This window comes from Halorussus gelatinilyticus, from assembly GCF_023238445.1.
Lineage (GTDB): Archaea > Halobacteriota > Halobacteria > Halobacteriales > Haladaptataceae > Halorussus > Halorussus gelatinilyticus.
On record NZ_CP096658.1, the window covers coordinates 2,796,086 to 2,814,263 of the forward strand.

Genomic DNA, 18,178 nt, shown 5'->3' on the forward strand with positions numbered 1-18,178 from the left:
GAATTATAGACGTTGATACCTTGCGGAATGTTATATTAATAGAAATTTTATAAACTGCCGGGTTCGGAAACGCTCAGGTTTAAGACTGCTCGCTCTGACGTAACGACCGATGAGCCAGCAAGTCACTCCGGAGACGCTTCGGTCCGCGCTGCAGTCGCTGGCCGCCCGACTCGGCAAGACGCCGACGGTGGTGGACATGCACGAGGAGGGCGCGTATTCGCCGGAACGCTATCAGGAGGTCTTCGGGGGCTGGAACGAGGCGCTGGAGGACGCCGGATTGGACCCCGACGAGATGGGGAGCAAGCGCATCCCCGACCGGGAACTGCTGGCCGAACTCCAGCGACTCTACACCGAACTGGGCGGGCCGCCGACCCAGCGGGACATGACCGAGCGCGGCGAGTACTCGAATCGGACCTACCAGCTCCGGTTCGGCAGTTGGTCGAACGCGCTCCGCGAGGCGATGCTCGACACCAACGACGGCATCTCCGAGCGGGAACTCCTCCGAGAGATAGAGCGTCTCGCCGACGAACTCGGTCGCGCGCCCAAGGCCGCCGAGATGGACGACCGCGGCCAGTACGCGCCCGTGACGTATCACCGGCGCTTCGGGTCGTGGCGTCGGGCGCTGACCGAGGCGGACCTCAACGGCGTCTCCGACGAGCCCACCGACGACTGAGTTTCTGTCCTAGCCGCTACCGCCGCCCGAGAACTCCTCGTAGGAGATGGTGCCTTGGTTTACGATGGCCTGCTCGGAGGGCACGGCACCGTCCGGCGGGTCGCCCTCCACGTCGCCGGGTTCGCCGCAGACGATGCGCGCTATCATCCCGAGCGACTTGTGCGGGAGACAGAAGTAGTCGTAGGTCCCCGTCACCTCGAAGGTGTAACTGAACGACGCCCCCTGCTCGGTGAGGATGCCGCTGTCCCACGGTTCGGCCTGCTCGGGAATCCGGGTCACGTTCGCGGAGTCGAGGCTCTCGGCGTAGGCCGTCGAGGAGTGGGAACCCGACTCGATGACCCACTCGACCGTCGTGCCGGGTTCCACGAACAGGCCGATGGGGTCGAAGTAGTACTCGCTTCCCTCGGTTATCATGGCGATCTCCTGAGTGCCGCCGCCCGCGCCACCCTCGGTCGTGGTTTCGCCCTCGGTGGCGGCTCCGCCCTCCGTGGTGGTTCCGCCCGCCGTCGCTTCTCCGCCGCCGTCCCCCGTCGGCGCGGAACACCCCGCGAGTCCACCCACGGAGAGCGCGCTCCCCCACTTGACGAACGTTCGTCGTTTCATAGCGTTGGTACTACGGATTCGACGGGCAAAACGGGTTCGGCCAGCGCGCCGTTCCCGGACCGCTCGCCGACGAGCGGTCCGTCTCACCGAATCTCGATGGAGACCGCTCCGCGCTCGCGGTCCGAGCGCTCGACCAGTCGGTCGATGCGCTCGTCCATCTCGGGGTGAGTCGAGAGCAGGCGCGTCACCTCCGCTCGCTCCTCGCTGTGGACGTACAGCGGCGAAGAGAGCTTCAGCCGCGGTTCCGTCGCGCGCTCTATCTTCCGGAGGGCGCGGGCGAGCGCGAGCGGGTCGCCCGTGACCGCGGCCGCGCGGTCGTCCGCAGCGTACTCGCGCCGCCGCGAGTGGGCGAGCATGACGAGCGTGAGCGCGACGAATCCGACCATCACGACCCGTCCGACCCGCCTGCGGAGCGAGGCGACCGGCGCGAGCGCGTCGGCGGGCGGATTCCCCCGAATCCAGTCGAGCGCCCGGCGCAGCCCCGACCCGACGAGGACGAGCGGGAGCGCCACGGCGACGACGACCCAGACGAGCGACTGCCCGGCGCTGTACGCCAGCGTCTGGACCAGACTGTCCTTGCTTTCGAGGTGCGCGAGTTCGTGGGCCAGCAGGGCTTCGAGTTCGTCGGCCGACAGCAGGAAGAACACCGAGCGGTCGAGGACGACCACGCCGCCCCGGACCCCGCCCAGCGCCATCGCGTTCGGCGCGCCCATCCGCCCGACGGCGAGTCGCGGTCGGGTCACGGCCATCTCTTCGGCGAGACGGTCGAGACGGTGATGTATTTCCGGCGCACGCGCTCGCGGGAGGTCGGCGGCGCTGACCCGCAAGAGGAGTCCCACCGTACCGAATCGGTAGCTCAGATAGCCCAGCGCGATAGTGAGCGCAGTCGTCCAGACGACGACCTCCAGCAAGTCGGCGCGAGCGAGCCACACCGCGGCCAGCAGTCGGTAGCCGAGGTAGGCGACGGTCGCGTACACGACCAGCAGGACCAGCCCGACGAGAGTCATCAGGACGCGGAGACCGACGCGACGCATGCGGGACGATTCGGACGGTAGGGGCAAGGGGATGACGGTCTCGGGGGTTCGGCGGACGACTGACAGAAGGCAAAGCTATTGTATCGTGGTCGCCCGTATTTCGATATAATGACTACCGAGCAGCGCGAACGAGGGTTCGACCACACGGCGGTCGAACCGAAGTGGCAACGCGCGTGGGACGACGCCGACGTGTTCCGAATCCCGGACGGCGCCGAGGACCCCGAGTACGTCCTCGCCATGTTCCCCTACACCTCCGGGAACCTCCACATGGGCCACGTTCGCAACTACACCATCACCGACGCGTACGCCCGCTTCGAGCGTCTGCGCGGCGAGAACGTCCTGCACCCGATGGGGTGGGACTCGTTCGGTCTGCCCGCCGAGAACGCTGCCGAGGAGCGCGACACCAACCCCCGAGACTGGACGCTGGACTGCATCGACTCGATGAAAGAGCAACTGCAGGCGATGGGCTTCGGCTACGACTGGGAGCGCGAGGTCACGACCTGCGACCCCGACTACTACCGGTGGAACCAGTGGCTGTTCAAGCGATTCCTGGACGAGGACCTCGTGGAGCGCCAGAGCGCCGAACTGAACTGGTGTCCGTCCTGCGAGACCGTGCTGGCCGACGAGCAGGTCGAGGAGGGAGAGGCTCCGGAGGATCCTCACGGAGACGGCGGAGCCGTCGAAGTCTGCTGGCGGTGTGACACGCCCATCGAACAGCGCGAGATGGACCAGTGGTTCTTCACCATCACCGACTACGCCGACGAACTGCTGGAGTCGCTGGACCAACTGGACGGGTGGCCCGCCAACGTCCGGGAGATGCAGCGCAACTGGATCGGCCGCCAAGAGGGCGACACCGTGGCGTTCGAGATTCCCGGCTACGGCGACGTGGACATCTTCACGACGCGACTCGACACCATCCACGGCGCGACGTTCTTCTCGCTCGCGCCCGGCCACCCCGTCGCGCAGGAAATCGCCGAGGACAACGACGAGGTCGCCGAGTACATCCACGAGGCCGAACACGCCGACGAGGACGAACTGGACGTGACCTCCGGCGTCTTCACGGGCGAGCACGCGGTCAACCCCGCCACTGGCGAGGAGATTCCCGTCTACGTCGCCGACTACGTGCTGACCGACGTGGGGACCGGCGCGCTGTACGCCGTGCCCGGCCACGACGACCGGGACCACGAGTTCGCCGAGGCCCACGACATCCCCATCGAGCAGGTCGTGGAACCGGCCCCGGACGCCGACGCGGACCCCGAGGACGTGGACGTGCAGGAGGAGGCCTACACGCCCGACGGCGTGCTGGTCAACAGCGGCGAGTACGACGGCCTGACCAGCGAGGAGGCCCGCGAGCGGTTCGTCGAGGAGTTCGACGGCGAACACCGCACCGAGTACAACCTCCGGGACTGGGGCATCTCGCGCCAGCGCTACTGGGGCACGCCCATCCCGATGATTCGCTGTGACGACTGCGGCTACGTCCCGGTGCCCGACGAGGACCTGCCGGTCGAGTTGCCCGAGTTCGTCCACACGACGGGCAACCCGCTGGACGCCGCCGACGAGTGGAAGCGCGTCGAGTGCCCCGACTGCGGCGGCGACGCCGTGCGCGAGACCGACACGATGGACACGTTCGTGGACTCGTCGTGGTACTTCCTGCGCTACGTCTCGCCCGACGAAGAAGCGATGCCCTTCGACACCGAGCGCGCGAGCGACTGGATGCCGGTGGACCAGTACGTCGGCGGCATCGAACACGCCGTGATGCATCTGCTGTACGCCCGGTTCTTCACGAAGGTGCTGGACGACATCGACCTGCTGGAGGGCGTCCGCGAGCCGTTCACCGACCTGACGAATCAGGGGATGGTGCTGGGCGCGGACGGCAACAAGATGTCCAAGAGCAAGGGCAACGGCGTCTCGCCCCAGCGCATCATCGACGAGTACGGCGCGGACACCGCCCGGCTGTTCATCATGGAGGCCGCCCAGCCCGAGAAGGAGTTCGCGTGGAGCGAGGAGGGCGTCCACTCGGCGCACAACTTCCTGCAGAACGTCTACCGACTGGCCGACGAGTTCGCCGCCGGCGAAGTGGCCGGATCGGAGACCGAAACCGATGCCACCGCCGTCGCCGACTACGTGTCGCGCGAAATCGACGCGACGGTCGCCACCGCGACCGAGGAGTTCGAGGACTTCCGGTTCAACCACGCGCTGCAGGCCGTCCGCGAGATGGTGTCGCTCCTGCATCGCTACCGGGAGTACACCGCGCCCGACGAGGAGACCTTCGAGCGCGGACTGGTGACGGCCGTCAAGATTCTGTCGCCGGTCGCGCCCCACCTCGCCGAGGAGGTCTGGGAGCGACTGGACCGCGACGGCCTGCTGGCCGAGGCCGACTGGCCCGCCGCCGACGCGCCCGACGACTACGACGTCGAGCGCCGACTCGTGGAGAACACCCGCGAGGACGTGCGCGACATCGTGGACACCGTCGGCATCGAGGACCCCGAGACCGTCACGCTCGCGGTCGCGCCCGAGTGGAAGCACCGCGCCCACGAGGTCGCCGCCGACGCCGACGGCAACGTCGTCGGCACGGTCATGGGCGACGAGCAACTGCGCGAGGTCGGCGAGGCGGCCGCGGACTTCGCCAAGGACCTCGCCGCGCGTTCGGAGGCGCTGGACGAGCAACTGTCCCCCGAGCGCGAGCGCGCCGCGCTCGAACGCGCCGCGTGGCTGCTGGAACGCGAGTTCGGAGCCGACGTGGTGGTTCAGAGCGCCGAGGAAGCCGACGGCGAACTGGCGAGCAAGGCCGAACCGGGCCGGCCCGCAATCGACATCGAAGAGTAGGCTGACTCCGGTTCTTTTTCGTCGTTTCTTCGAGGAGTGCCGAACAGATGGACGACGGGCAGACGCTCGACTTCGCAAACCATCACGGGTGGATAAAGGGGCCGCCCGCTCGCGGTCACGCGAGCGAAGCGAGTGTGACCTCGGAAGACGCGGTTTTTCTTCCGGCGGGCCGCGGGCCCGTGGTCGTCTGGCCGACCGCTATCCGCAGGCGAACGAAGTGAGCCGAGGATATGTCGGCCAGCGACCGCGAGCGGGCGGGGGCTTTCGGGGCGTGCTTTCCGACGGTTTCGGCGGTCACGCTCACAGAAACATCGAACCCCGCCGAAACGAACCGAGTACCAACCTTCTTTACGACTCGCTAAAACTTCGAGTCATGGACCAACCCACCGCGACCCAGCGTTGCGAGCGCGTCCTCGATGCGGTCAGTTCGGCGGTCGTCGCCGACGAGGAGTTCCTCGAAACCGTCCTCACGGGGATTCTGGCCCGCGGGCACGTCCTGCTGGAAGACGTGCCCGGCACCGGGAAGACCCTGACCGCGCGGTCGTTCGCCGACGCGCTCGGTCTCTCGTTCTCGCGCATCCAGTTTACGCCCGACCTGCTCCCGGCGGACATCACCGGGTCGAACGTCTACGACGAGGGAACCGGCGAGTTCGAGTTCTCGCCCGGTCCCGTCTTCGCCAACGTCGTCCTCGCCGACGAGATAAACCGCGCGCCGCCGAAGACGCAGGCCGCGCTGCTCGAAGCGATGGGCGAGGGACAGGTCACGGTGGACGGCACGACCCACGCGCTCCCCGACCCGTTCTTCGTCCTCGCCACGCAGAACCCCGTGGAGCAGGAGGGCACCTTCGGCCTGCCCGAGGCCCAGCGCGACCGCTTCATCGTCAAGACGACGATGGGCTACCCCGAGTTCGAGGGCGAGCGCGAACTGGTGGACCGGCGCGCCGACCGCACCGCCAAGGCCCCGAGCGTCGGGTCGGTCGTGGAGGGCCGGGAGGTCGCGGCCATCCAGCGCGTCCTCGAATCGGTCCGCGTGGACGGGAAACTGCGCGACTACGTGGTCGCGCTCGGCCGAGCGACCCGCCAAGACGACCGCGTGGCGGTGGGCGTCTCGCCGCGGGGCATCCAGCGACTCTTCGAGGCGGCGCGCGCCAGCGCGGTCGTCTCGGGCCGCGACTACGTCGTCCCCGACGACGTGAAGCGCGTCGCCGAACCGACCTTCGCACACCGCCTCGTGCTGACCGACGAGGCGAGCGTCCGCGGGGCCGACCGGAGCGCGGTCGTCGCGGACGTGCTGGAGCGCGTGGAGGTTCCGGCGGTCAAATCCTCCGCCTGAAAGAGCGAATCGCTCGCGGGTCCGCTCGGAGTCAGTCGCTCGGTTCGACGTTCCGGTTCATCCGAAACAGGTTCGTCGGGTCGTACTCGGCCTTGAGTTCGGCCAGTCGGTCGTAGTTCTCGCCGTACGTGATGGCCTGTTGACCTTCGTCGCTGGAGAAGTTCACGTAGACGCCGCCGGTCGCGTGGGGAGCCATCGCGTCGTAGAACTCCCGCGCCCACTCGATACAGCGGTCGTCGTCTTCCGGGTCCTCCCACCGCGTGTGGACGTTCATCGCGTACGCGGCGTCCCGGTGCGGGTACGCGGTCGCGTCGTCGGGCACCCGCGCCATCTCGCCGCCCAACTGCGCGAAGAAAATCTCCGAGAGCGGCGACGGAATCTCGGCCGCGTACTCGACGGCCGTGTCGATGGCCTCGTCGGGGAGTTGCTCGAAGTTGTGGGACTTCCAGTAGTTGCGCGCGCCCTCCGTGAGCAGCGGGTCGAACGACTGCTGGAACTCGGCGTACCGGTGGGGACCGACCGCGTCGGCGATGGGGTCGCCGTAGCTCCGGAGCGGTTCGAGGACCTGCTCGCCCTCGTCTACGTCGCCCGCGTAGAACGCCACGACGACGAGGACGCCCACGCCGTGAGTGTCGCTCGGGAGGAACGGGAGCGGCGGAGCCTTCCGAAGGATGGCCCAGACCGCCGCCTCGTCGGGTGCCTCCTCGTTGAAGTCCCTGACGTGTCGAAGCACGTCCGCGGCGTCCTCGCCGGGGTAGACGACCGGTCCCGCCAGAACCTCCGGGCCGACCTCGTGGAGGTCGAACTCGAACGACGTGGCGACCCCGAAGTTGCCGCTCCCGCCGCGGAGTCCCCAGAAGAGGTCCGGGTTCTCGTCCCCGCTCGCGCGGCGGCGTTCGCCGTCGGCGGTCACCACGTCGACCGACCGGAGGTTGTCCACGGTCATCCCGTACTTGCGGGTCAGCCACCCGAACCCGCCGCCGAGGGTCAGTCCCGCGACGCCGGTCGTGGAGTTGATGCCCAGCGGCGTGGCGAGACCGAACGCTTGGGCTTCGTGGTCGAAGTCCGCGAGGGTCGCGCCGGGTTCGACGCGGGCGGTGCGAGCGTCGGGGTCCACTCGGACCGAGCGCATCTCCGAGAGGTCCACGACCAGTCCGTCGTCGCAGACCGCGTCGCCCGCGATGTGGTGGCCGCCGCCCTTGACCGCGACCAGCATCTCGTTCTCGCGGCCGAAATCGACCGCCGCCATCACGTCGGCGACGCCCGCGCACTGCGCGACGACCGCGGGCCGTCGGTCTATCATCCCGTTCCAGACCGCTCGCGCGTCGTCGTACCCCTCGTCGCCGGGTTCGAGGACGGTCCCCCGAAATCCCTCGCGGAGTTCTGCGATTGTCAGTTCGTCTACTGTCGGACTCGTTGTCGCCATCTCGTCTGTAAATGGCGTGGTCTACCTAAGTATATAGTCTAATTAATCATTATGTTAGCGGGGGTAGATTTGCCGCGCTCCGGACGACCGAAACCCTCGAACCGCCTCCTCGGGAGCGTTTCGTCGGGGATAAATCACGTCCCGAACGCTATCGCCACCGTTCTCAGTCGCCGACAATCTCCCGAGGAGTCTTCCCCCCGCGACCGAATCGCCCCGGCATGGTAGAGAAGGCGAGACGCGCGCCGGTCGCGGAGTCGCATCCGGCGGGAGACGACGAGCGAGTCGCGAGTCCCGAGGACGACGGCGAGACGGACGGCGACGGCGACCCCGCAGACGCCGACCGCGAGTGGGAGATTCTGGCACGCGAGGACGCCGACGACCCGCCGCGATACGTCGGCACCGTTCGGGCCGCAGACGCCGCGGCGGCCCACGAGGAGGCCACCCGACTGTTCTGCTGGTACGACCGCGAGGTCTGGGTCTGCCCCGCCGGAGCGATTCGGCGGTTCTCGGTGGCGGAAGCGGAGGACTCCGAAGCGGCGGACGCGGCGGTGCCCGAGTCCGGGACCGAAGGCCGGACGCACGAACTATAATTTTCGGTCGCCAGAACCCCGCTACCCCGCGCCGCTCGGTCCAAACTTTAAGCCGCCCCCGGTCCACGGTAGCGTATGACGCACGACTGCTCGTTTCTCGCGGACCTCGCGCTCTCCGGGGAGGTCTCGTTCGGCGACTCGGTGCGCGAGAGTCACGCCGCGGACTTCGGTGCCGAAGAGCGCGGCGAGGGCGTCACTCCCGACGCCGTGGTCTGGCCCGAATCGACCGACGACGTGGCGACCGTCCTCCCGGCGGCAGACGAGCGCGGGGTGCCGGTCACGCCCTACGCCGCCGGGACGAGTCTGGAGGGTAACGCCGTGCCCGCCCATCGCGGCATCAGCCTCGACCTCTCGCGGATGGACGCCGTGCTGGACGTCCGCCCCGACGACTTCCAAATCGACGTGGAACCCGGCATCCTCGGCGCGCAAGTGGACGAGGCGGTCGCCTCGGAGGGCCTGTTCTTCCCGCCGCTCCCCTCCTCGGGCGACATCTCGACCGTCGGCGGGATGATAGCCAACGACGCCTCGGGGATGAAGACGGTGAAGTACGGTGAGGTGGCCGACTGGGTGCTGGCGCTGGAGGTCGTCCTCGCCGACGGGTCGGTCGTCGAGACCGGGAGCAGGGCCGCCAAGACCTCCAGCGGCTACAACCTCACCGACCTCTTCGTCGGGAGCGAGGGCACCCTCGGCGTCGTCACGCGCGCGACGCTCGAACTCGCGGGTCGCCCCGAGCAGATTCGGGGCGCTCGCGCGCTCTTCCCGTCGCTCGACGACGCCGCGGAAGCCGTCTTCGACGCGGTGCGCTCGGGCGCGGACGTGGCGACCATCGAACTCGTGGACGAGGACTCCGCGCGCATGGCCAACGCCTACACCGGCACCGACCTGCCCGACGTGCCGATGGTCTTCCTCGAATTCCACGCGAACCACGGCGTCGAGCGCGAAATCGAGTTCTGCGAGGGACTCTTCGCCGACCACGACTGCCGGCGGTTCGAGACCGCCGACGAGGACGCGATGGACGACCTCTGGCGGGCCCGCGAGGAACTCGCCTACGCCGTCCAGTTGTGGGACCCCGACCTGACCGCGCTCCACCCCGGCGACGTGACCGTGCCGATCAGCGACTACCCCGAGATGGTTCGGTTCGTCAAGTCGCAGGCCGCCGACCGGGACCTGCTGGTCCCCTGCTTCGGTCACGCCGGCGACGGCAACCTCCACTACTCCGTGCTGGTGGACGAGGACGACGACGCGGAGGTCGAGCGCGCTCACGACCTCTACGAGGCCACCGTCGAGAAGGCCATCGACCTCGGCGGCACCGCGACCGGCGAACACGGCATCGGACTGGGCAAGCGCGAGTTCCTCGAATCGGAACACGGCCCGGAAACCGTCGAGGCGATGCGCCGCCTCAAGCGCGCGTTCGACCCCCGCGACACCTTGAATCCGGGCAAGATGTTCCCCGAGACCGCCGAGGGCGAGCGCGTGCGACTCGGCGAATCCGACTGAGAGCGAGTCGCCCCGAGTGGAACCGAGTACTTATCACGCGTCTGCCACTCGCTTCGCGTATGAGCGCCGACCTCGTTCCGACCCGCGACGTTCGCCGCGAGGACCTGACCGGCACGCTGTTCGCGGGACTGGGCCGCGGCCCGCACCCCGGCGTCCTCGTCGTCCACGGGTCGGGCGGCGGCGGAGGCTACGAACGCCGCTACGCCCGCAGCCTCGCCCACCACGGCTACGCCGCCTTCTGCGTCGAGTACTTCGACGGTCCCGGACGACCCGACGCGCTGGACCGCATCCCGCTGTCGTACTTCGGCCGCGCCGTCGAGTGGCTCCTCGACCGACCGGAGACCGACGGCGAGCGGGTCGGCGTCGTCGGCTTCTCGCGCGGCGGCGAGGCCGCGATGCTGACCGGCGCGCACTTCGAGCGCGTCGGTGCGGTCGTCGCCTACTCGGCCAGCGGCTACGCCTTCCCCGCGCCGACGTGGATGCCCGGCGTCGAGGTCGAAGGCCCGGCGTGGACGCTCGACGGCGACCCGGTTCCCTACCTCCCGGTGGACGAACTCGTCGAAGAAGAGCAGGACGGCTTCGAGGACGTGGTGGAGAACGACGATTTGGACGCATCGACGCGGGCGGTCGCCAACGCGACCGACGAGCAACTCCGCCGGGCGACGATTCCCGTCGAGCGAATCGACGGTCCGGTCCTGCTGGTCTCGGGCGGCGAGGACGCCATCTGGCCGTCGGCGGACCTCTCGCGGGTCGCCATCGACCGACTCGATGCCCACGACCACCCGTGGCCCGCCGACCTCCTCGTCTCCCCCGACGCGGGCCACGCGATTCGGACGCCCTACCGGTTCGACGGCGAGAGCGCCCCCGACGCCGACCACCGACTCGGCGGCACTCACCGAGCGAACGCCCGCGCCGCGGCGGACGCGTGGCGGGTCGCCCTCGACTACCTTCGGGACGGTATCGAGGTGTCTCGTTACTAATGCAAAAACTAATGACGCTTTCAGGGGAAGTGAACGACAGTGGTGCGTCGATTCCTCGCGGAGTCGGCCTCGAAGCTAATCCTCGGCGTCGGCGCGGCGCTCTTTCTCACGTCTGCCATGCACCACGTGTCCGAAATCAACCGAATTAGCGAGGTGACTGGGCCGATGCTGGCGCTGGCACTCGACGGAACGCTGGCGCTGGCAGTCGTCTACGGCGGATGGCGATTGGCCGACTCCGATTTCGCGTCCGAACACCGATGGCGGGTCGCCGTGTGGTGTCTCCTCGGTATCGCCGTCCTCGTCGGCACCACGGCGGCCGGCATCGCCATCCGTCGATTCGAGGGGCGAGTCGTGTCCGAATCGGTCTTTCAACTCCTGCTGGCGGCCGACGCGGGCGCGGTTTCGGGGCTGATAGCCGGGTTCTACGACGCTCAGACCCACGCTCACGCTCGGCAGGCCGAACGAGCGACGACGACGTTGCGGTTCGTGAACGACCTCCTTCGCCACGCCGCTCGGAATCACGTCAGCGCCATCTTGGCTCACGCCGACATCGCCCGGCGCGAGACCGACGACGAAGACGTATCGAACGCCGCGAGTAGCGTCCGCGAACAGGCCCACGAAATCACCGACCTCGTCGAGAACGCGGGGGCAATCGCCGAAACCGTCTCCGGGGACGGTAACGTGGGTCGCATCGACCTCGCGGCCGTCGCCGCCGAAGAAGCCCAGCGCGTCGCCGAGACGTTCGACGCCACCGTGCGGACCGACCTGCCGGAGCGCGCGCCCGTCGCCGCCAACGAAGCGGTCCGGTTCGTCGTGAAGAACCTCGCGGAGAACGCCGCCGAACACAACGACGCCGACGACCCGCGGGTCGAACTGGCGGTCACGGACGGCGACGAGTCGGTTCGGCTTCGAGTGGCCGACAACGGGCCGGGCATTCCCGGCTCGCGGAAACCGGAACTGTTCGACCCGAACGCCCGGAGCAGACACGGCGGCGGCCTGCATCTGGTGGCGACGCTCGTGGACAACTACGGTGGGGACGTGCGGGTCGAGGACGGCGACGCGGGCGGTGCGGCGTTCGTCGTGAGGCTTCCGCGAGGTGACGCCCAATAGCACGAACACGCCGCTGCTCGCTCACTCCCGTCGCACGACCCGCCACAGCACCGCCGCCAACAGCACCGCGCCGGCCACCCCCGCCACCGCAGGCCCGGCCGGATGGTTCTCGGTCGTCTCGCGGTACTCGGCGGAGACCTCCTCGGCCTTCTCCATCCGGAGGTACTGCTCGCTCCCGGCCGCGCGAATCAGGCCCTCCTGCCACGACGGAAACGCCTCGGGGACCGCCGCGGGGTCCACCAACCGCGGGCGCTCGGTCCGGTAGGCGGTGCCGTCGTAGACGACGACGCACTCGTCGGCCGCCCGGACGTTCCGGTACCAATCCACGTCGGTCCCGTACGGCAGCGGCACGACGAACCGGTCGCCGACCTCGCTCACGAGGACCGGGGTGTCGTAGCGTCTCCCCGACCGCCGCCCGACGTGACGCACGAGACCGTACGGCACGAGGCGTCGCCCGGCGAATCGCATCGTGAACGGGTTCAGCAGTCGCTTGTTGAAGCCTCGAACGCGGTCCTGCACCCGCCGGTAGCGCGAACGCTGTTTGGTCTTCGTTCCCATGGTTCGGTTCGAAACGGCGACGAGCGACTTAACCGTTGTTCGGGGCGGGTTCCCCGAGTCGTGACGGAACTCCGCTTACGTCGTCACTTCCGGGAAGAACTCGCCGTGGAACCCGAACGGGATGTGGTGAGGAACCTCGGCGCGCGCCACCTCCTCGAAGCGCTCGCCGTCCAAGACGACGAGAAGCGACCGCTCGCGCTCGACGTCGAGCGCGGGCGCGAGGACGACGCCGCGGTCTTCCGGAAGTGAGTCGCGGCCAGAGTCTCCCTCCGTCGGTCTCGGCACGAAAATCGGCTCGCCGGCGTAGTGGCCGTCGGCCCACCACTCGGTCGCCTCGCCCGTCTCGACGTTCACCTTGACGAGTCCGTTCTGACCCTCGCGCCGGGTCGCCTGCCCGTAGGCGTAGCGGTACCGCTCCGACCTGACCGCCGGGGAGGTCCGCGGGAGTTCCGTGCCGGCGTAGAGGGTCCGGCGCGAGATTTTCGCGCCGCCGCCACCTTCGACCGGCACCCGGAACCGTACCAACTCGCCGTCCGCGGCGGCGAGTTCCGGCCCGGAGTCGGGGGCGCTGGTCTCGCCGGGTTCGCCTCCCTCGTTCGCCTCGCCCTCGACGGCGCCCATGAACAGGTTCGAGACGATGCCGGCGTCCTCGTAGGCCACGAGGTCCACGACGAGGTCGTCGCCCGACTCGAAGGCGTTGACCGTATGAAAGAAGAAGAACGGGTCCACGCGGCGCTCGACCGCGAGGTCCCCCGAGTCGCGCTCGAAGGCCAGAAACCGCGTGCCGCGCTCGGGCTTCCACCGGAAGTTGTCCACGAATCCGCCGTTCCCCGGCAAGAGGAACCGCATCGGGTTCGTGACGAACGGCGGTTCGATTAGCACGGCGTAACGCGGCGTGAGCGCGAAGCTGTGGAGGTACGCGGGCTTCTCGACCGCCAGCGAAGCTATCGGGATACGTTGGGGAAGCGCGCCCGCGGCAGGCGGGTCGTCCGGGACGCGGTAGAGGTGATAGCGGTTCGTCCGGCCGAACTGAGTCGCGTAGCCGACCGACTCGCCGCGCCGGTCGTCGCGCTGGAGGTGGGCAGTAACGTGGTGAACCGTCAGGTCGCCGCCGTAGGCGAGGTCGCCCGCGGCCGCGAGCGTCTCGGGGTCGAAGCGCACTCTGCGGGGCGTCTCGGTCAGCGCGACGTACTCGCCGCCGACGCGCGCGACGTTGACGTTCGCGTTGTCGGTCGGGTCGCCGAGAAACGACTTCAACCGGTAGAGGTAGCTCCCCGAGGTGGCGAACTGGCCGGTGAGACGACCTTCCTCGACGGCTTCGCGGTATGCGTCGGTCCGGAGGAACCGATTCGAGTAGGTCACGCCGCCACGCCCCTCCTCGAACCGGAACTTGTGGAGCATCGCCAGTCCGTCGAACCAGTGTTCGACGCGCTCGCCGCCGACCTCGAACTTGCCGGGACCGTTGCGGACCAGCGACCCCGAGAGCCACGCCGGAATCTCGCCCGCCACGTCGAGCGCGAGGTTTTCGTGTTCGGAGTCGAGCGACCGGAACCCCGGACTGTAGGCTGACATTCGTCTCCCGAATCGGTCTCCACCGCGAAAGCCGTGGTGGTCGGTAGCACGGCTCGAGAAGGGTCGCGGGAGCGGTCACCTCACGTCTTCCGGTAGCGGTCCACGGTCTGGACCCACGGCCCGGAGAGGTACAACTCGTCGTCGCCGAGCGCCAGTCCCTTTCCGCGGCGATATCTCGGACTCCACCCGCACCCGTCCCGTCCCGTCTTCTCCGCGACGCGGAACCGGTCGCGGCGCTCGCCCGACGCGGCGTCGAAGACCCGGACGTACCCGCGATGGTCGAAGACGAACGCGAGCGACCCGTCCGAAGCGAGGTCGGCGATTCCGGGCGCTTCGTCGGCTTCGCCGTCCCGCTCGCCCGTGACGCGCCAGCGCTCCTCGCCCGTCGAGCGCGAGAAGGCGACGACGGCTCCGCGCTCCGTCCCGACGAAGAACCGCTCGCCGTCGCGCTCTGTGGCGCTGACCGTACCGGAAATCGAGCGAGTCCATCGCTCCGCGCCCGAGTCGGGCGCGAGCGCCGCGACCCGTCCGTCGTCGCTGGCGACGTGGACCGCCGATTCGTCGGCGAACACGTCCTCCCAGACCATCTCGCCGACTTCGGTCCGCCAGCGCTGGCGTCCGTCCTCAACCGCGAGTCCGTAGACGCTCCCGGCTTCGGTTCCCGCGACCACGGTATCGCCGACGATTTCCGGACCGGCCCAGACCGTCTCGTCCACATCGGTCGCCCAGACCTCCTCGCCCGACGCGTCGTCGAGCGCGACGACGCGGTGGGTGAACCGGTCGCTGGTCGGGTCCACGTCGGCCGCCTCGGAGTGAGAGATACCGACCAGCACGCGGCCGTCGGTTTTGGCCGGTTGGCCCCACGCGCCGCCGCCGTAGGTCTCGCGCCCGCCGGCGTCGTACTCCCATTCGACGTGGCCGGTTCGCCGGTCGAGCGCGTACACGTAGTCCGCGCCGGTGCCGAAATAGACGCTCCCGTCGGCGACCAGCGGGACGCCGGCCCCGCCGCCGGTCACGGTGAACACCCAGTTCGCGCTTCCGTCGTACCGCCGGAGCGAGACGACGCGCGAGACCATGTCACCGCTCGTCGTGCCGTGGTTCTCCGAGGCGTAGACCGCCGACTCGCCGACGAACGGCGCGGACCAGCCCTCGCCGTGGAACGCCCAGTTCGGTTCTCTGCGGTCGAGGCACTGCCCGTCCTCGAACCACCGGTAGCCGCCGACGCCGACCGCCGCGGTGCCGAGTCCGGCGAGGACCTGGCGACGACTGAGCTCCGTCATTCGATGGAGACAGGTTACTCTGCCGTCATAAGTCTTCTACTCTCTGTCGAAGCGGTCACTCGCAGCCGAGCTTTCGGGTTACCGTCCCGCTCTCCGCGACCGTGAACTCCAATCGAACCCGGCCGCCCTGCTCGGTGCAGTCGGTCGCCAGCGACCCGACTCGGCCGTCGGAGAGGTCCGCTCTCCGAGTCGTGTTCCCGGCGCGGACGTAGACGGCGTACTCGCCGTGCGGTCCGTTCATCTCTCCGGCGTCGAGCGTCGCGGCGTCGAGTTCGTCGCCGGTCGAGCGAGCATCGAGGTGGAACTCCTCCCAGCGGACGACCGACCCGTTCTCGACGACGAGTACCGAGACCGCCCGGTCGGTCGTGTCGTGATTCTCGATACGTATCTCTTCGAGCGCTGGCGGCCGTGCGTCGTCCGTTCCGGGAGCGAGCGCGGCCGAACAGCCGGCGAGTCCGACGAGGAGGGCCAGACAGAGCCACGCGGCGGCGCATCGGTGTCGGGGGCGACTCGCAGGCGGGGACATTGGCCGAGGGATACGACCGACGGAACAAGTCGCTTCTGGAGTCGCGACGCTCGGCCGTCGCTCCCGAGACCCGAGCCGTCAGTCGTGAACTAACACGTCCAGCACGTCCGGTCCGTCCCTGTCCAACGCCGCTTCGAGCGCCGACTCGATTTCGTCGGGTTCCGGGACGAGACGCCCGCGAGCGCCGTGGCTCTCGGCGTTGGCCGGGATGTCCACCGGCGGGTCGAAGTCCATGCCGACGAACTCGTAGTCGTCCTCCTCGCCGCCGAAGAGGTCCAGCGTGTTGTCCTTCAGGATGCGGTAGTTGCGGTTGTCCGGAATCACGACCGTCAGGTCCACGTCCTCGCGGGCCGCCGAGTAGAGCGTCTGAGGGTAGTAGAGATACGAGCCGTCGCCGACGAAGCCGATTACGTCGCGGGGGTCGTCGGTCTGTGACTCCGCGATGGCCGTGCCGACCGAGGCCGGAAGCCCGTAGCCCAGTCCGCCGCCCTTGTTCGAGACGTACTGCTCGGGTTCGAGGTCCCAGCGGGTCAGCATCGCGTACTTGGCGGTGACGCCCTCGTCCACGATGTAGGCGTCGGGCGCGACCGACTCCATCGCGTCCACGAGTTCGGCCTTCGAGGCGCGCGGGTCGTCGGCCTCGTCGTCGGCCATCTCGGCCATCCGGCTCTCGACCATGTTCTTGACCATCTCCACGCGGTCGAGGCGCTCCTCGCGGTCCGACGCGGTGAGGCGCTTGCGCAGTGTCTCGGCGAGGTCCCGGAGGACGTGGCCGGGGTCGCCGACGACCGCGGCGTCGGCCGGCTGATTCTTGCCGACCTGCCACGCGTCGTCGCTGACGTGGACGCAGGTCGAGTCCTCGGCGACGAGCGGGCGGTCGTGGCGGGTCAGCGTCGTGTTGGTCGAACAGCCGACGAAGACGAGGTTGTCCGCGCCCAGCAGGGTCGCCGCGAGGTCCTCGTCCGGCGGCACGTACGACACCCACTGGTCGTGGTCGGTCGGGAAATCGACCTCGCAGGCCAGAATCTCGCCGTGGACGCGCGCGCCGGTGGCTTCGGCGAACTCGACCGCGGCGTCTATCGCGTCCACGCCCGAGCGAGCAACGCCGTCGCCGACGATGAGCGCCACGTCCTCGCTCGGGTCCGCGAGCAGGTCCGCGGCGCGCTCGATTTGGGCGGGGTCGCCCCGGCCGCCGTCGGGAATCTCGCCGAGGCGTTCCGGGGTCGCGTCCGTCTCGGCCATCATCACGTCGAGGGGGAGCGCGAGGAAGACCGGCCCGGTCGGGGGCGTGAGCGCGACGCGGAACGCCCGGCGGAGCATCGTCGGCAGGGCCGACACGTCGCCCACCTCGGCGCTCCACTTGGCGAACTCGTCGGCCATCTCTACGAGGTCCCCGGAGAGAATCGGCTCCTCGTGGCGGAAGTCGGTGCTGTGGTTGCCCGCCGTCACGACCAGCGGCGCGCCGGCCACGCTCGCGCCGTAGAGGTTGCCCAACCCGTGGGCGAGGCCGGGCGCGACGTGGAGGTTCACGACGCCGACCGGCGTTACCGAATCGTCGTGGTGCGAGTGATACCGGCGGGTGCTGGCGTACCCCGCGGCCATCTCGACCGCCACGTCCTCGTGGAGTCCGAGGACGTATTCGAGGTCGCTGTCGCCCAAGGCGTTCATCACGGGCAGTTCCGTGGTGCCGGGGTTGCCGAAGACGTGCGTGACGCCGTACCGGTCGAGCGCGTCCACGAACAGGTCGGCCCCGGTGTACTCGTCGGTCATGGTGCGTGATTCGGAATCGCGGGTGAAAGAAGTTGGTCCCCCTGCAAGCTGTTCGCTTTCGTGACGTGTTCGCCTCGCCTCGTCTCGCCTCGCGTTTCGGAGCGTTGGCCTCACCGCTGTTTCGGCGCGCGCTGGCGCGGCACGGGGCCGCGCCATCAGCGCGCGAGGGACGACCGGAGGGAGGAGGTTGGGGAGGACGAGGCCGGTGCCGTGCGGGTGCGGTACGATTTGCTCAAGCCTGACGCTAGCTTCCCCTCGGCTGGTTTCATCGTTCCGAAGTCCCCGACGGCGACAACGAACTGCTACCGCGACAGTAACGGCGAACCGCTACCCGACACCGACACCGAACCGCTGCGATTGCCGACTCCGAGGAGTTGACCGCACAGCAACCGCCCCGCAC

At 68.9% G+C, this 18,178-nt stretch carries 15 protein-coding genes; 7 read left to right on the forward strand and 8 right to left on the reverse strand.

Annotation, left to right across the window (positions count from 1 at the left end):
* The first annotated feature begins 109 nt into the window (after nucleotides 1-109).
* Nucleotides 110-673: a homing endonuclease associated repeat-containing protein gene (locus tag M0R88_RS14395; RefSeq protein ID WP_248654187.1), complete on the forward strand. Its 564-nt coding sequence runs from the start codon at nucleotides 110-112 to the stop codon at nucleotides 671-673.
* 9 nt (nucleotides 674-682) lie between these two features.
* On the opposite strand, the gene M0R88_RS14400 is transcribed toward M0R88_RS14395, so the two are convergent.
* On the reverse strand, nucleotides 683-1,276 hold the full coding sequence (locus M0R88_RS14400) for a plastocyanin/azurin family copper-binding protein (RefSeq protein WP_248654188.1): 594 nt from the start codon (nucleotides 1,274-1,276) through the stop codon (nucleotides 683-685).
* Nucleotides 1,277-1,359: 83 nt separating this feature from the next.
* Nucleotides 1,360-2,310 carry a M48 family metallopeptidase gene (locus M0R88_RS14405; RefSeq protein ID WP_248654189.1) on the reverse strand — a complete coding sequence of 317 codons (951 nt, stop codon included), beginning with the start codon at nucleotides 2,308-2,310 and terminating at the stop codon, nucleotides 1,360-1,362.
* Nucleotides 2,311-2,418: 108 nt separating this feature from the next.
* Between M0R88_RS14405 and leuS the strand changes: the two genes are divergently transcribed.
* Both leuS and M0R88_RS14415 read left to right on the forward strand, forming a co-directional pair.
* Nucleotides 2,419-5,136: a leucine--tRNA ligase gene (gene leuS / locus M0R88_RS14410; protein WP_248654190.1), complete on the forward strand. Its 2,718-nt coding sequence runs from the start codon at nucleotides 2,419-2,421 to the stop codon at nucleotides 5,134-5,136.
* A 373-nt stretch (nucleotides 5,137-5,509) separates the two neighbouring features.
* Nucleotides 5,510-6,469: an AAA family ATPase gene (locus M0R88_RS14415; RefSeq protein ID WP_248654191.1), complete on the forward strand. Its 960-nt coding sequence runs from the start codon at nucleotides 5,510-5,512 to the stop codon at nucleotides 6,467-6,469.
* A 31-nt stretch (nucleotides 6,470-6,500) separates the two neighbouring features.
* Here the strand turns inward: M0R88_RS14415 and M0R88_RS14420 are convergent, their stop codons facing one another.
* On the reverse strand, nucleotides 6,501-7,895 hold the full coding sequence (locus M0R88_RS14420; protein ID WP_248654192.1) for an FAD-binding oxidoreductase: 1,395 nt from the start codon (nucleotides 7,893-7,895) through the stop codon (nucleotides 6,501-6,503).
* Nucleotides 7,896-8,113: 218 nt separating this feature from the next.
* Between M0R88_RS14420 and M0R88_RS14425 the strand changes: the two genes are divergently transcribed.
* The 4 genes from M0R88_RS14425 to M0R88_RS14440 all read left to right on the forward strand — a co-directional run bounded on the left by M0R88_RS14425 (nucleotide 8,114) and on the right by M0R88_RS14440 (nucleotide 12,072).
* Nucleotides 8,114-8,485 carry an Htur_1727 family rSAM-partnered candidate RiPP gene (locus M0R88_RS14425; RefSeq protein WP_248654193.1) on the forward strand — a complete coding sequence of 124 codons (372 nt, stop codon included), beginning with the start codon at nucleotides 8,114-8,116 and terminating at the stop codon, nucleotides 8,483-8,485.
* Between the two features lie 75 nt (nucleotides 8,486-8,560).
* Nucleotides 8,561-9,982 carry an FAD-binding oxidoreductase gene (locus M0R88_RS14430; protein ID WP_248654194.1) on the forward strand — a complete coding sequence of 474 codons (1,422 nt, stop codon included), beginning with the start codon at nucleotides 8,561-8,563 and terminating at the stop codon, nucleotides 9,980-9,982.
* A gap of 59 nt (nucleotides 9,983-10,041) precedes the next feature.
* On the forward strand, nucleotides 10,042-10,962 hold the full coding sequence (locus M0R88_RS14435; RefSeq protein ID WP_248654195.1) for an alpha/beta fold hydrolase: 921 nt from the start codon (nucleotides 10,042-10,044) through the stop codon (nucleotides 10,960-10,962).
* A gap of 39 nt (nucleotides 10,963-11,001) precedes the next feature.
* The gene (locus M0R88_RS14440) at nucleotides 11,002-12,072 is read left to right on the forward strand and encodes an ATP-binding protein (protein ID WP_248654196.1); all 1,071 of its coding nucleotides are present in this window, start codon (nucleotides 11,002-11,004) and stop codon (nucleotides 12,070-12,072) included.
* Between the two features lie 21 nt (nucleotides 12,073-12,093).
* On the opposite strand, the gene M0R88_RS14445 is transcribed toward M0R88_RS14440, so the two are convergent.
* The 5 genes from M0R88_RS14445 to M0R88_RS14465 all read right to left on the reverse strand — a co-directional run bounded on the left by M0R88_RS14445 (nucleotide 12,094) and on the right by M0R88_RS14465 (nucleotide 17,778).
* Nucleotides 12,094-12,630, reverse strand: coding sequence for a nitroreductase/quinone reductase family protein (locus M0R88_RS14445; RefSeq protein ID WP_248654197.1), 537 nt, complete (start codon nucleotides 12,628-12,630; stop codon nucleotides 12,094-12,096).
* 75 nt (nucleotides 12,631-12,705) lie between these two features.
* Nucleotides 12,706-14,202 carry a carotenoid oxygenase family protein gene (locus M0R88_RS14450; protein WP_248654198.1) on the reverse strand — a complete coding sequence of 499 codons (1,497 nt, stop codon included), beginning with the start codon at nucleotides 14,200-14,202 and terminating at the stop codon, nucleotides 12,706-12,708.
* A gap of 80 nt (nucleotides 14,203-14,282) precedes the next feature.
* Nucleotides 14,283-15,482 carry an outer membrane protein assembly factor BamB family protein gene (locus M0R88_RS14455; RefSeq protein WP_248654199.1) on the reverse strand — a complete coding sequence of 400 codons (1,200 nt, stop codon included), beginning with the start codon at nucleotides 15,480-15,482 and terminating at the stop codon, nucleotides 14,283-14,285.
* Nucleotides 15,483-15,537: 55 nt separating this feature from the next.
* Nucleotides 15,538-16,008 carry a hypothetical protein gene (locus M0R88_RS14460; protein WP_248654200.1) on the reverse strand — a complete coding sequence of 157 codons (471 nt, stop codon included), beginning with the start codon at nucleotides 16,006-16,008 and terminating at the stop codon, nucleotides 15,538-15,540.
* Nucleotides 16,009-16,086: 78 nt separating this feature from the next.
* Entirely contained in the window at nucleotides 16,087-17,778 is a 1,692-nt protein-coding gene (locus M0R88_RS14465; protein WP_248654201.1) for a thiamine pyrophosphate-binding protein, read from the reverse strand.
* Nucleotides 17,779-18,178: the final 400 nt, after the last annotated feature.